Below are 13,052 nucleotides of genomic sequence, written 5' to 3'. Positions count from 1 at the left end.
CGCCGCGCGGGAGCATGGCCGCATGCGACGGCGCGTGGACCCGACCGCCGCGGCCGCCCGGGTGGTGGAGGCCTTGGGGGCGGTCGACCGCCGCGGCTTCCTGCCCGCGTCGCAGCAGCGCTTCGCCCGGGCGGACCTGCCGCTGCGCATCGGCCAAGGGGCCACCTGCTCCCAGCCCAGCACCGTCGAGGTGATGCTGGAGCTGCTCGACCCGCGCCCCGGCGACCGCGTCCTCGACGTCGGCTCGGGGTCCGGGTGGACGACGGCGCTGCTCGCGCGGCTGGTCGGGGAGGGCGGGTCGGTCGTCGGGGTGGAGATCGAGCCGGACCTCGTCGAGACCGGCCGGGCCAACCTGCTCGCGGCCGGCGTCGACGCCCGGATCGAGGAGGCCGTGCCGGGACGGCTCGGCCGCCCGCAGGACGGCCCGTACGACCGCATCCTCGTCTCCGCCGAGGCGCGCCGGATGCCCCGCACGCTCGTCGACCAGCTGGCCGAGGGCGGCCGCATGGTGGTGCCGGTGCGCGGTGAGCTCGTCGTCGTCGAGCGCGCCGGGGACGAGCTGCGCACCCGGGCGTACGGGACCTATCAGTTCGTCCCGCTGCGGGCCTCCGGCGAGGACTGAGCGCAGCGCCGGGCTGGGCGCTCAGCTACGCGCTGGCATCGCCTCTCGCGAGCGCGACTGGATGTTCTGGACCGTGCGGCCGGGCCTCCTCTTCCCGCCCATGCTCCTGTCGGGGATGCTGCTGCCGCTGGAGACGGGGCCGCGTGGATGCAGCCCGCTACCCGCCCGCCGGGGCGGTGCGACGGAGCTCCACCACCTCGGCCAGCTGCGCGAGCCGGTGGGCGCGGGCGGACTCGGCGGTGGTGAACGGCCGGCCGGGCCTGGTGAAGTAGTGGGCGCCGCTCCACGGGGAGAAGACCTTCAGGACGGTGCCGTCCGGCCCGGGCGCCACGGGCGCGGGCGCGCCCGCCGGCGGCGTCAGCACCTCCGCGCCGAGCAGCTCGGCGACGGCGAAAGGCAGCTCGGCGGGCTCGGCCGCCACCCGCACGGACAGGTTCAGCGCCCGGGTCGGGCTGTCGGCGAGCGCGAGCGCCGTCGTGGGCCACGCCAGCGTCCCGCTTCCTCCGCCCGCGGCTACGGCAGCCACGAGGTCCCGCTCGGTGACGTCGTCCGGCGCGGCGACCACGAACTCGTCGAGGACCTCGCCGCCCAGGGGCTGGACCTGGACGTCGAGGACGTTGGCGCCCAGTCCCGCCAGCGCGTGGGCCAGCCCTTCCAGTGCGCCGGGGGCGTCCGGCACGGCGGTGCGCACGCGCCACAGGGCGTGCGCGGACTCCAGGCGGCGACGGGCGCGCACGGTGGGCGCATGCAGCCAGGCCCGCAGCAGGCGCATGACGGACGGTTCGGCGACCCAGATCGCGAGGACGGTGGCCGTGATCGTCAGCAGGAGCACCTTGGTGAGGTGGGGCAGGGCGCTGTCGACGACGAGGCTGTGGACGACCAGCTCGATGGGCAGCACGGCCGCCACGTTCGCCAGGGTGAGGCGGGTCTTGCGCGGGTGGGGCAGCTGCCCGCACACCTCGCAGCGCAGGGATGCGACGATCCCGGTCCCGTGGGTACTCATGGGAACTACGGTGCAGGCCGGCCGTTACAGCCTGATTGCGTCGGTGTCACCATCGCAGGACGTTCTCACGGCGGACGTGTGAATCTCGGCTGGCGGCCGACAGGCACGACGCAGGCCCGGCGAGGGCATCGAGGCGTGCCCGTCCGCAGCCGGACCATGACCGCTTGACCGCTGACGGCACAACCGACCGCTCACGGCACGGCTGACGGCTCGCGGCGAAGGTGACCGCTCACGAGAGTGGCTCAGTCGGTGGCGAGGGCGGCGTCGGAGGAGAAGACCATGCCCAGCGTGATCTCGCCGGAGGTGAGAGCCTGCTTGGTCAGCGGGCCGCCGGCGTCGAGCGAGACGAACTCGGCGATGTCCAGGCCGTAGGTCTCCTCCAGCCCCGGCTGGCAGAACGGCCGGTCCGGGCACTCGGGCGGCCCGCCCAGCACCAGCCCGCCGCAGGCCTCCGCGAGCTCTGACAGCGTGCTGACGTCGTGCTCCTCGGCGAACGCTGCGGTGACGGCGTAGGCGTTCTGGTCCGCCGCCTCGGCCGGCGCCGCGAACGTGAGGCCGACCTGCTCGCCCAGGCCCCGCAGCTCCTCCACCGTGGCGTCCAGGTCCGGGCTGGCCAGCGGCTCGGCGTCGGGACCGTTGACCTTGAGGTTGAGGAACTCCGTCAGCGTGCCGACGTACTCGGGCACCACCGTCAGCTCGCCCGACTCCAGGGCCGGCTCGTACGTCTCGCGGTTGCCGATCGTGCGGACCTCCACGGCGTAGCCGGCGTCACGCAGCGCCAGGGCGTACAGCTCGGCCAGGGTGGCGGACTCCGAGAAGTTGCCCGCGCCCACCACGACCTCGCCGGAGCCGGAGGTGTCCGTGACCTCGATGCCGGCCCGCTCGTAGTAGCCGGCCGCGGCCTGGCTCGAGGTGTTCCGCTCGATGTCCACCTGCTTGTTCAGCTCGATGAGGGCGGGCGTGTCCAGGGTGGCGGAGACGGCGTCGAGGGCCGCGATCATCGCCGGCTGCGCCGCGGCGGCGTGGATGGCGGGGATGACGTTGTCGACCGTCTGGAGCGCCTTGTCGTCCTCGAGGACCACCAGCTGCTCGTCGGGGACCGGCTCGCAGGTGGCCGCGGCCCCCGCCGTGGCGGTGGCCGCGGGTTCCGTCGGCGCGCCGCCCCCGGCGGAGCCGGGCTCGCCGCAGGCGGCGAGCCCGAGCGCACCGGCGAACAGGACGGCGCTGAGCCTGCGACCCCTCATGGTCTGACCTTCCGTTGGGCCCTGCCGGGCGTGGACGACGGGGGTCATTGCATCCCGTCGCCAGCGACGACGCAAGCGTCTGGGCGGCGCGTCCCGCCGGCCGGGTCCCTGACGTCAGGCGTCCGAGGCCGCCACCCGGTGGCCGCGCACCGGCCGCGCCGCGGTGCGCATGGGCGCCGGCGTGAGGGCCCGCTGGACGAGGGCGAGGAGCCCCTCGATGCCCAGGCACACCGCCACGACGAGCGCCGCGCCCGCGAGGGCCTGCCCGAACCGCTGGGTGGCGATCCCGTTGGAGATGACCAGCCCGAGCCCGCCGCCACCGACGAGGGAGGCCAGCGACACGGTGGCGACGACCTGCACGACGGCGGTGCGCAGGCCCGCGCCGATGAGCGGCAGGGCCAGCGGCAGCTCGACCGACGTGAGCAGCCGGCGCGGCGACATGCCCATGCCGATGCCGGCGTCGCGGGCGTCGTCGGGCACCTCCCGCACCCCGGTGTAGGCGTTGGACAGGATCGGCGGGACGGCGAAGATCGCCACCGCGAGGATGGTGGGCAGCTGCCCGAGCCCGAGGGCGGCGGTGAGGACGAACAGCAGCGCCAGGGTCGGGATGGCCCGGGTGAGGTTCGCGACGCCGACCACGAGGGTGCCGCCGCGGCCGGTGTGCCCCAGCCACAGCCCGAGCGGGAGCGCGACGGCGGCGCCGAGGAGCACGGCCACGAGGGTCATCCAGAGGTGGTCGCCGAGCAGGTCGAGGATCCCGCCCGGTCCGGTCCAGCTCAGCGGGTCGTTGACGTAGCGGTACGCGTCGCGCAGCACCTCTCTCATCGGGACCTCCGGCGCAGCCACGGGGTGACGGCGCGGCCGAGGGCGAGCAGCACCAGGTCGGCGACGAGCGCGATCCCGAGGCACAGCAGGGCGGCGGTCATGATCTCGGCGCGGTAGCCGGAGTTGAACCCGCGGTACATCAGCTGCCCCAGGCCGCCGTAGCCGACCACGACACCGACGGTCACCAGCGCCACCGTGGAGACGGTCGCCAGGCGGACCCCGGTGATGACGGCGGGCAGGGCCAGGGGCAGCTCGACGGTGAGGAGCCGGCGCGCCGGGGAGTAGCCCATCCCGCGCGCCGCGTCGACGACGTCCGGCGGGACGCCCTGGAGCCCGACGAGGGTGTTGCGCACCAGCACCAGCAGCGCGTACGCCGTCAGCCCGATGAGCACGGTGGTCCGGCCGATACCGGTGAGCGGCACGAGCAGCCCGAACAGCGCCAGCGAGGGCACCGTGTACAGGACCGCCGAGGTGCCCACTGCGGCCGCGCCCAGGGCCGGCAGGCGGTGGGCGAGGAGGGCCAGCGGCACGGCGATGACGATCGCGGCCAGCACCGCCTCGACGGTGAGGCTCACGTGCTGCCCGGTGTACCGGGCCACGTCGGACCAGTTGTTCTCCAGGTAGTCCCAGGAGAGCCACGGGTTGGCCGCGGCGGTCGGCGCGCTCACCCGGGCGACGCTACCTCGCGACCACGGGCGCCGGTACCGTCGGAGGGTGCCCGAGTCCTCCGCGCCGCTCATCCGCTTCGAGGGCGTCACCAAGCGCTTCGCGGACGGCACCGTCGCCGTCGGGCGCCTGGACCTCGACGTCCGGGAGCACGAGCTCCTCACCCTGGTCGGGCCGTCCGGCTCCGGGAAGTCCACGCTGCTGCGGATGGTCAACCGGCTGGTGGAGCCCACCGGCGGCCGGGTGCTGCTCGACGGCGCGGACGTGGCCGGGCAGGATCCCGTGCGGCTGCGCCGCGGCATCGGCTACGTGATCCAGAACGTCGGGCTGTTCCCCCACCGCACCGTCGCGCAGAACGTGGCCACCGTCCCCGGGCTGCTCGAGTGGGACCGCCGCCGCACCGACGAGCGCGTGTCCGAGCTGCTGACCATGGTGGGGCTGGACCCGGCGGTGTACGGCCGCCGCTACCCGCACGAGCTCTCCGGCGGCCAGCGGCAGCGCGTGGGGGTGGCCCGGGCCCTCGCGGCGAACCCGCGGGTGCTGCTCATGGACGAACCCTTCGGCGCCGTCGACCCCGAGGGACGGCGGGCGCTGCAGACGGAGTTCCGCCGGATCCACGACGAGCTGGGCACCACGGTGCTGCTGGTGACGCACGACATCGACGAGGCGGTGCTGCTCGGGGACCGGGTGGCCGTGCTCAGCCAGGGCGGCCGGCTGGAGCAGGTGGACGCCCCGGTAACCGTGCTGACCCGGCCGGCGACGCCGTTCGTCGAGACCTTCATCGGGGACTCCTCGGTGCGCCTGCTCTCACTGGCCCGGCTGGGGGCCCAGGACGTCACGCCGTCCGCCGCGGACGCCGCCCGGTCCGCGCCCGCCGTGCGGCTGGGCGACCCGCTGGACCGGGCGTTCTCCGCCCTGACGGCGAGCCCGGAGGGGGTCGTGCCGGTGGTCGGCGCGGACGGCGGGACCGTCGGGGCGCTGACGCTGTCCGGCTTCCACGCCGCGCTGCGCCGCGCGGCGGCCGCGGCGGCGGAGCGTCGCTGACGGCTGCGAGCGGCACGGCGGTCGGGCAGCCTCGGCGGGCGTGCGCGCTCGAGCGTCGGCGGCCGAGCGCGGCGGACCGAGTTTCACGCGCGTCGTCGACAACGTGGGCAGCGAATGAGAGGCGCCCACGCACCGTCGGCACGCGGGCGCCCCTATGTCGTCACTCGGCCGGGATGATCAGGCCCTCGTACTCCTCCTCCAGCCAGGTCGCCATCTCGTCGGAGGTGAGTAGCTCGTAGAGCTTCTCGATGCGGGGGTCGTCCGCGAGCTCGGGAGTGGTGGCCAGGACGTTGTAGTACTCGCTGTCGGTGCCCTCGGAGAGCAGCTGCTGGTCCACGGTCAGGCCGGCCGGCATGGCGAAGGCGGCGGTGACGATCGCGGCGTCCTGGTCCGGGACGGCCTGCGGCAGCGAGGCGTTCTCGATCTCGATGAACTCCAGGCCCCGCGGGTTGGCGGTGATGTCGTCGAGGGTCGTCGGCTGCTCGGTCACCTCGATCAGCCCGTGCTGGGCGAGCAGCTTCAGCGCCCGGCCCTCGTTGGTCGGGTCGTTCGGGACGGCGATGCTCGCGCCGTCCGGCAGGTCCTCGAGGCTGTCGAACTTGTCCGAGTACAGGGCCATGGGCGGCAGGTAGACCTCGCCCACGCTCACCAGGTCCTCGCCCTGGGCCTCGTTGAAGGTCTCCATGAAGGTGGTGTTCTGGAAGAGGTTCGCGTCGATCGAGCCCTCCACCAGCGCGGGGTTCGGCGTGTTGTAGTCGCTGAACTCCGTGTACTCGATGGTGAGGCCGGCCTCGGGGGCAAGGTCCTCGGCGAGGAAGTTCAGCATGTCACCGGCCGGGACCGCCAGGGCGCCGACGCGGATGGTGTCCTCCGCGGCGGCCTCCTCCTCGCCGGAGGCGGAGCCGCAGGCGCTCAGGACGAGGGCGGCGGTGAGCGCGGTGGCGCCGGTCAGGATCATGGTGCGGGGGCGGGTCATGGGTGTCCTTCGCTAGCGGGGTGGAGGGGTCAGCGGTGCGAGAGGGCCCCGGCGAGGCGGTTGCCCAGGCTCTGCAGGATCTGTACGACGACGACCAGGATCACGACGACGACGAGCATGTACTCGACGCTGTAGCGCTGGTAGCCGTAGCGGTACGCGACGTCGCCGAGGCCGCCGCCGCCGACCGTGCCCACCATCGCGGAGTAGGTGATCAGCGAGACCACGGTCGTCGACAGCCCCAGCGTCAGGGCCGGCAGGGACTCGGCGATGAGCACCTTGGTGAGGATCGTCCAGCGGCCGGCGCCCAGTGACTCCGCGGCCTCGACGACGCCGGCGGGCACCTCGCGGATCGCGATCTCCACCAGCCGGGCGTAGAAGGGGATGCCGGCCACGGTCAGGGGCACGATCGCGGCTGTCGGCCCGAAGCCGGTGCCCACGATCGTCCGGGTGACCGGGATGAGCAGGATCATCAGGATGATGAACGGCACGGAGCGGCCGATGTTGACGATCAGCTGCAGGGTCCGGTTGACGACCCGGCCCAGGGCGCGGGAGCGCAGCGGCCGGGCCAGCAGCCCGCCGCGCTCGGTTTCTACCAGCAGCACGCCGATCGCCAGGCCGAGGACGACGGTGAGCAGGAGCGAGACCAGCACCATGTAGGCGGTCTGGCCGCTCGCCTCCAGGACGGTCGCGAACAGGTCCGGCCAGAAGTCGGGGTCGCTGCGGTCGATCACCGGACCACCTCCACGAACAGCCCCTGGCCGCGCAGGTCGTCGAGCGCCGCACGGACCTGCTCGGTGCTGCCCGGGATCTCGAGGCGGGTGCGGCCCGTCTGCCCGCCGTCGTGGATCGTCTCGATGGCGGCGCCGAGGATCCCCACGTCGAGGTTGTGGGTGCGCGCCAGCTGGGCCACGACCGGGCGGCTGGACGTGGTCTTGGTGAAGGTGACGTCGATGATGGTCGTGCCCCGTTCCGGCGGGAGCTCGCCGAGCTCGAAGAGAGAGGCGGCGAGCAGTGAGCCCTCGGTGGTGAGCAGCTGGTCCACCGGCCCCTGTTCGAAGATGCGGCCGTCCGCCATCACCGCGGCCGAGTCGCACACGCGCTTGATGACGTCCATCTCGTGGGTGATGAGCAGGACCGTCAGGCCCAGCTCGCGGCTGAGCCGCTTGATGAGGTCCAGCACCGAGCGCGTGGTCTCCGGGTCGAGGGCGGAGGTCGCCTCGTCGCTGAGCAGCACGGAGGGGTTGGTGGCGAGGGCCCGGGCGATGCCGACCCGCTGCTTCTGCCCGCCGGAGAGCTGGGCGGGATACGCCCGGCGTTGCTCCGTGAGGCCCACCAGCTCGAGGATCTCCGCGGCGCGGGTCCGACGCTCGGCGCGTCCGGTGCCGGCGATCTCCAGCGCGAGCTCGACGTTGCCCTGCACCGTGCGGGAGCTGAGGAGGTTGAAGTGCTGGAAGATCATCCCGGTCCGGCGGCGGGCCAGGCGCAGCTCGCGGCCCTGCAGCGAGGAGATCTCCTCCCGGTCCACGGTCACCGTGCCGCTGTCGGGACGTTCCAGGGCGTTGATCGTCCGGATGAGGGTGCTCTTGCCGGCGCCGGACTGCCCCACGATCCCGAAGATCTCGCCGCTGGCGACGTCGAGGCTGACGTGGTCGAGGGCTCGGACCTCCCGGTCACCGGACCGGAAGGTCTTGGACACGTCGACGACGGAGATCATCAACCCTCCACGGTGGTCACGGACGCCCGGCGGTCACCGGACCCTCCCGAATGTGACCCCTGCGGCGCCCGGCCGTCCACCGTACGGACCCGATGTCTCACACTCCGGCGCGTGAGCCGCCCCACACCCCAGCCCGGCCACCGTGCCCCGGCGCGGAAGAACCGGCGGCTGTGCCCGCGCACCGTTGCGCGCGGCCGGGCCGGCTGGTGGGTAGCGCGGTGCCGAGGTAGTGCCGGTGCCCAGGCAGACCGTTCGCGCCGACGTAGCGCCCAGGTAGAGCGTTCGCGCCGACGTAGTGCCGGTGCCCAGGCAGACCGTTCGCGGCCGACGTAGCGCCCAGGTAGAGCGTTCGCGCCGACGTAGTGCCGGTGCCCAGGCAGACCGTTCGCGGCCGACGTAGCGCCCAGGTAGAGCGTTCGCGCCGACGTAGTTCCGGTGCCCAGGTAGACCGTTCGCGCCGAGGTAGAGAGTTCACGCCGAGGTAGAACGCCACGCCGTGCTGGCCCGTACTAACTCGGTCGAGACGTTCTACCTCGGCGGAGGTATCCCACTTCCGGCGGGCGCGCCCTGGGGGGGCCGGCGGCGCGCAGGAGAGCCCCGGAGCCGGGCCGGGCGGACGCGCTTCGCCCGCCGGCCGGGCTAGCGTGCGTCGCACGGCGCCCCGGCGCGCCTGATCAGCCCCTGAGCCGGGCGAGCCCGGCGGCGGCCCGCTCGAGGGTCGCCCGCTCCTTGACGTAGGTGAAGCGGACGTAGGACCGCAGCTCCTCGGCGACCGGCCCGCCGGGCGTGCAGAAGGCGGAGACCGGGACGCCCACCACGCCCGCACGCTCGGGCAGCTCACGGCACAGATCCACACCGTCCGGGTAGCCGAGGGGGGCGCCGTCGGCGACGACGAAGTACGTGCCGCGCGGGGTGACCGGCGCGAACCCGGCCTCGGCGAGGGCGCCGGCGAGCAGGTCACGGCGCTCCTGCAGGGAGGCGGCGAGCGAGGCGACGTAGGCCCCGGTGCGCCCGTCCTCGTCGAGAAGGCCCACGGCCACCGCGTGCTGGAAGGGGCCGGACGCCACGTAGGTGAGGAACTGCTTGACCGTGCGGATGGCGGTGACCAGGTCGGCGCGGGCGTGGAGCCAGCCGACCTTCCAGCCCGTGAAGGACAGCGACTTGCCGGCGGAGGAGATCGTGACGGTGCGCGCGGCCATGCCGGGGAGGGTCGCCATGGGCACGTGGGCGGCGCCGTCGTAGGTGAGGTGCTCGTAGACCTCGTCGGTGACGACGAGGGCGTCGTGGGCGACGGCGGCGTCGGCCAGGACCGCCAGCTCCTCCCGCGTGAGCACCGTGCCGGTGGGGTTGTGCGGGGTGTTGACCAGCAGGAGGCGGGTGCGCGAGGAGAACGCGGCCTCGACGTCGGCAGGGTCCAGGCGGAAGCCGCCGGGCGTGGGGCGCAGCGGGATGGTCCGGTGGACGGCGCCGGTCAGGGCGATCGCCGCGGCGTAGGAGTCGTAGTACGGCTCGAGCGTGACCACCTCGTCGCCCGGTCCGGCCAGCGCCAGGACGGTGGCCGCCAGCGCCTCCGTGGCCCCGGCGGTGACGAGCACCTCCGTCCGCGGGTCCACCTCCAGCCCGTAGCAGCGTCGCTGGTGCGCGGCCACGGCGTCCAGCATCGCCGGCACGCCCGGGCCGGGCGGGTACTGGTTGTCCCCGCCCTGGATCGCGGCGACGGCGGCGTCCTTGAGGTGCTGCGGGCCGTCGACGTCCGGGAAGCCCTGACCGAGGTTGATCGCGCCGGTGCGCTGGGCGAGCGCGGACATCTCCGCGAAGATCGTCGAGGCGACGGCGCCGTCGGGGGCGAGGAGCCCGACCGATCGCGCGACCTCGGTCCAGTGGCCGTGTGACATGCCGCGATTCTGCCTCCGGACGCCGGGCAGGGGTCCGGGCGGCCCGCTGGCCGGACGGCCGCGGGCCTCATCGGGCGCCGTGGCCGGTCCCTCAGCCGGCGGCGTCGGTGTACTCCCGGTAGACGGCCTCCCAGGCAGGGTAGACGTCGTCGTGCCACCGGGCCCAGTCCACCCGGCGGCCCTCCAGCGCCTCCTGGAGGTGGTCGAGGTGCACGTGCCAGCCGGCGAGCGACATCCGGACCTGCTCGGGCTCGGCGGAGATGACGTTGGTGAACGTCAGCCACGTCCCGGGCAGGCCGTCGGCGTCGGCCTCGGTGAGCTCGAAACGGATGCTGCCGTGCTCGCGGTTGGTGATCTCGAGCAGCCGCGGCGGCTCCACCGCGACGACCTCGCCGGGCCACCACTCCAGCTCCTCGTCGCGGCCGTTGAGCCACCGCAGCTCGAACCGCTCCCCCGGCGCCAGGCGCCCGCGGGAGGCGGCCCACCACTTCTCGGTCTCTTCCGGGTCCGTGATCGCCGCCCACACCCGCTCGGGCGGGAAGAGGTAGTGCCGGTGGAAGGCCAGGACGGTGTTGCTCCCGCCCTGCGGGCTGGCCTCGCCCAGCGGGTGACGCGTCATGTCGGTGTTGATCTCGGTGCTGCTCATGCTTCCTCCGACCTGCCCGCGCAGCGGCGAGCGGGTACGCGCAGAACGAGGACCCCGGGCCGGGGTCCTCGTCCGCGTGCCGTGTCCGTCAGTACGCCGAGCCCATGCCGGGCCGGTCGTTCTCGCTTGTGCCGGTGTCCTTGACGGTCTGGGTGGAGTGCTGGGCCTGGTCCTTGACGTCCTGGCCGGCGGTGGTGGCGGTGTCCTTGACGTCCTGGGCGCCGGTGGTGGCGGTGTCCTTGACGTCCTGGGCGCCGGTGGTGGCGGTGTCCTTGACGTCCTGGGCGGCGGCCCGGGCGGGCTCGCGCAGGGCCTGGCCCATCTCCTGGGCGGCGCCCCTGGCCTCGGCGGTCACCGCCTGCAGGGCGTCGGAGTCCTTGACCTGGCCCACGACCTGGCGCTCCTGGCGCGAGGACGGGATCAGCGAGGCCCCCAGCAGGCCCAGCCCGAAGGCGACCAGGCCGGCCGCGAGCGGGTTGCCCTCGGCCCGGGCCTTGACCTGCCCGGGGGCGGCCTTGGCGGTCTCGGCCGCGGACCCGGCGCCCTCGCGCACCGACCCGGCCGCCCCGCGCACCGTCCCGGTGGCGGAGTCCTTGGCGCCCAGCGCCGCCTCGCGGGCGTCCTCGGCGGCGCCGAAGACCCGGTCCTTGACGCCGGAGACGGCGCCCCTGACCTTCTCGCTCTGGCGCTCGGCGATCCGGGCCGGGGAGACCTTCTCGGTCAGCGCGTCGACGTTGCCGCTCAGCGAGGTGCGGGTGGCCTCGATGTCGGCGCGGATGCGGTCGGGGTCGGTGCTCGTGGCCGGGGTGATCGTGGTGTCGTCGGTGGGGTCGTAGCTGCTCATGGGGTCTCCTGTCCCTTCAGCGCGTCGGGAATCTTCTTCACGGACTCGGCCGTGTCGGGCAGCCCGCGGGTCTGCCGCAGCTGCTTGCGGCCCCGGGCGGCGAGCACCGCGGCGACGACCGCCCACAGGGCCGCGACGATCAGCGCGGCCCAGCCCAGCGCCGGGCGGTCGTCCCCGGCGCCGATCCACGCCCCCAGCGCCCACCACAGCGCCAGGGAGGCGAACAGCAGCACGAAGTGGGTCGCCCAGGCCGCCCCGCCGAGCATGCCCGCGCCCTTGCCCGCCTGCCTGGCCGACTCGGTCGTCTCGGCCTTGGCCAGCGCGATCTCCTGACGGATCAGCGTCGACAGGTCCCGGCTGACCTCGCCGAACAGCTCACCCACCGACGCCGACTCCGCCCGCGGCGCCGACGCCCCGCCCACCGGCGCGCCACCCCCGCCCAGCGGCTGCGACCCCGGCTCGAACTGCGTGCTCATCGCTCGCCACCCGTGCCGCGATAGTCCTCGTCGACGGTGGCCGGTCCGGTGGCCGAGGGGTTCGCCCCGGTCGTCGGCGTGCCGTAGCCGGGCGCGTACTCGATCGCCGGGGAGTCGCCAGCCTGGCTGCGGGCCCCGATGCCGTAGTCCGCGGGGTACCCGCTCGCCGCGCCCGTGCCGGCGGCGGTCCCGGTGTAACCCGTGCCCGTGCCCGTGTAGCCGGCGCCCGTCCCGGCGTACTCCGCGCCGGTGGTGGCGTACCCGGTGCCCGTGTAGGCGGGGTAGTCCGCGCCGTAGCCGGCCGCGTGGCGGGCGGTGCCGGAGGCCTGGGAGGACTCGTCCTTCATGCTCCGCGCGACCCGCCCGACCAGCAGGCCCAGCCCCGCCGAGATCGCCATGAACGCCCCCGGATGCCGCCGCGCGTACCGCGAGACCTCCTGCAGCACCTCACCCGGCTCCCGCTGCTCCAGCCACGCCCCGGCCCGGTCCACGTACTCCGAGACCTGCCGGGCCAGGTCCGCGGCCATGGAGTCCGCGCCCCCCTGCCCCGACGCCAGCGACCCCAGGTCCCCGGACAACGAGCGCAGCCCCCCGGCCAGGCGCTGCTGCTGGCTCGAGGCCTGCCCGCTCAGCTCGCTGCGGCCCTGCTCGAGGAGGTCCCGCGCCTGGTAGCGCGCCTGCTCCGCCGTCTGCCGCACCGTGTCCTTGGCGACCTCGGCCGTCTCCACGGCCTTCTCCCTGGCCGTCTCCCTGACCTCCTGGGCCCCCTCACCGGCGGTCTGCGCCACCTGCGACGCCTCCTCCTTGGCGGCCTCCTTCACGCCACCCTCACCCCCGGCCGGCGCCGTGCTCCCCGCCGGCGGATACACCGGCGGCTGTGCCGGCACACCCGTCGTGGGCGGCGGCCCGAGAGGGTCGGGAGTCCCGACGGGGCGGTTCGGTCCTTCGGTCATGGTCAGTCCCTCCACTGGTTGATCCAGGTACGGTCGTTCCTCCGAAGAGATCTCCATGGTGTGCCCACCCGCGACAGCCCGCCTCTTGAGCGGCCGGATGTCCGCCATTCGACCCCCGGCGCCCCCGACGGAGGGGGCAGCGAG

The 13,052-nt window shown here is 74.3% G+C and carries 14 protein-coding genes; 2 read left to right on the top strand and 12 right to left on the bottom strand.

What is annotated here, in order from left to right; all coding sequences use genetic code 11:
* Positions 1 to 22: 22 nt before the first annotated feature.
* Positions 23 to 622, top strand: coding sequence for a protein-L-isoaspartate O-methyltransferase (locus ACF0H8_RS03185; RefSeq protein ID WP_395287545.1), 600 nt, complete (start codon positions 23 to 25; stop codon positions 620 to 622).
* Between the two features lie 157 nt (positions 623 to 779).
* Here the strand turns inward: ACF0H8_RS03185 and ACF0H8_RS03180 are convergent, their stop codons facing one another.
* From ACF0H8_RS03180 to ACF0H8_RS03165, 4 genes are all read right to left on the bottom strand, one after another.
* Complete coding sequence (locus tag ACF0H8_RS03180) at positions 780 to 1,625, bottom strand: amino acid-binding protein (RefSeq protein ID WP_395287544.1); 846 nt, start codon at positions 1,623 to 1,625, stop codon at positions 780 to 782.
* Positions 1,626 to 1,867: 242 nt separating this feature from the next.
* Positions 1,868 to 2,869 (bottom strand): glycine betaine ABC transporter substrate-binding protein, encoded by a 1,002-nt coding sequence (locus tag ACF0H8_RS03175; RefSeq protein ID WP_395287543.1) that lies wholly within the window; start codon positions 2,867 to 2,869, stop codon positions 1,868 to 1,870.
* 114 nt (positions 2,870 to 2,983) lie between these two features.
* Positions 2,984 to 3,694, bottom strand: coding sequence for an ABC transporter permease (locus ACF0H8_RS03170; RefSeq protein WP_395287542.1), 711 nt, complete (start codon positions 3,692 to 3,694; stop codon positions 2,984 to 2,986).
* A complete protein-coding gene (locus tag ACF0H8_RS03165) occupies positions 3,691 to 4,362 on the bottom strand; it encodes an ABC transporter permease (RefSeq protein WP_395287541.1) in 672 nt (223 codons plus the stop codon). The genes ACF0H8_RS03170 and ACF0H8_RS03165 overlap by 4 nt, the downstream gene beginning before the upstream one ends.
* A gap of 46 nt (positions 4,363 to 4,408) precedes the next feature.
* On the opposite strand from ACF0H8_RS03165, the gene ACF0H8_RS03160 reads away from it, so the two are divergent.
* Positions 4,409 to 5,404, top strand: coding sequence for an ABC transporter ATP-binding protein (locus ACF0H8_RS03160; protein WP_395287540.1), 996 nt, complete (start codon positions 4,409 to 4,411; stop codon positions 5,402 to 5,404).
* Between the two features lie 160 nt (positions 5,405 to 5,564).
* Here the strand turns inward: ACF0H8_RS03160 and ACF0H8_RS03155 are convergent, their stop codons facing one another.
* The 8 genes from ACF0H8_RS03155 to ACF0H8_RS03120 all read right to left on the bottom strand — a co-directional run bounded on the left by ACF0H8_RS03155 (position 5,565) and on the right by ACF0H8_RS03120 (position 12,776).
* Positions 5,565 to 6,380, bottom strand: coding sequence for a MetQ/NlpA family ABC transporter substrate-binding protein (locus ACF0H8_RS03155; RefSeq protein WP_395287539.1), 816 nt, complete (start codon positions 6,378 to 6,380; stop codon positions 5,565 to 5,567).
* A gap of 29 nt (positions 6,381 to 6,409) precedes the next feature.
* On the bottom strand, positions 6,410 to 7,111 hold the full coding sequence (locus ACF0H8_RS03150; protein WP_395287538.1) for a methionine ABC transporter permease: 702 nt from the start codon (positions 7,109 to 7,111) through the stop codon (positions 6,410 to 6,412).
* On the bottom strand, positions 7,108 to 8,094 hold the full coding sequence (locus ACF0H8_RS03145) for a methionine ABC transporter ATP-binding protein (RefSeq protein WP_395287537.1): 987 nt from the start codon (positions 8,092 to 8,094) through the stop codon (positions 7,108 to 7,110). Before ACF0H8_RS03145 ends, ACF0H8_RS03150 begins: the two co-directional genes overlap by 4 nt.
* 674 nt (positions 8,095 to 8,768) lie before the next feature.
* Positions 8,769 to 9,989 carry an aminotransferase class I/II-fold pyridoxal phosphate-dependent enzyme gene (locus tag ACF0H8_RS03140; RefSeq protein WP_395287536.1) on the bottom strand — a complete coding sequence of 407 codons (1,221 nt, stop codon included), beginning with the start codon at positions 9,987 to 9,989 and terminating at the stop codon, positions 8,769 to 8,771.
* A 91-nt stretch (positions 9,990 to 10,080) separates the two neighbouring features.
* Positions 10,081 to 10,635 (bottom strand): SRPBCC family protein, encoded by a 555-nt coding sequence (locus ACF0H8_RS03135; RefSeq protein ID WP_395287535.1) that lies wholly within the window; start codon positions 10,633 to 10,635, stop codon positions 10,081 to 10,083.
* Positions 10,636 to 10,723: 88 nt separating this feature from the next.
* Complete coding sequence (locus tag ACF0H8_RS03130; protein WP_395287534.1) at positions 10,724 to 11,479, bottom strand: DUF3618 domain-containing protein; 756 nt, start codon at positions 11,477 to 11,479, stop codon at positions 10,724 to 10,726.
* Positions 11,476 to 11,955, bottom strand: a complete 480-nt coding sequence (locus ACF0H8_RS03125; RefSeq protein WP_395287533.1) for a phage holin family protein — start codon at positions 11,953 to 11,955, stop codon at positions 11,476 to 11,478. Before ACF0H8_RS03125 ends, ACF0H8_RS03130 begins: the two co-directional genes overlap by 4 nt.
* The gene (locus tag ACF0H8_RS03120) at positions 11,952 to 12,776 is read right to left on the bottom strand and encodes a hypothetical protein (protein WP_395287532.1); all 825 of its coding nucleotides are present in this window, start codon (positions 12,774 to 12,776) and stop codon (positions 11,952 to 11,954) included. Before ACF0H8_RS03120 ends, ACF0H8_RS03125 begins: the two co-directional genes overlap by 4 nt.
* Between the last annotated feature and the right edge of the window lie 276 nt (positions 12,777 to 13,052).

This window comes from Georgenia sp. AZ-5, assembly GCF_043952095.1.
In the GTDB taxonomy this organism is placed as follows: Bacteria; Actinomycetota; Actinomycetes; order Actinomycetales; family Actinomycetaceae; genus Georgenia.
The sequence above is the reverse complement of the archived record's forward strand: the minus strand, read 5'-3'. Positions and strand labels throughout refer to the sequence as shown.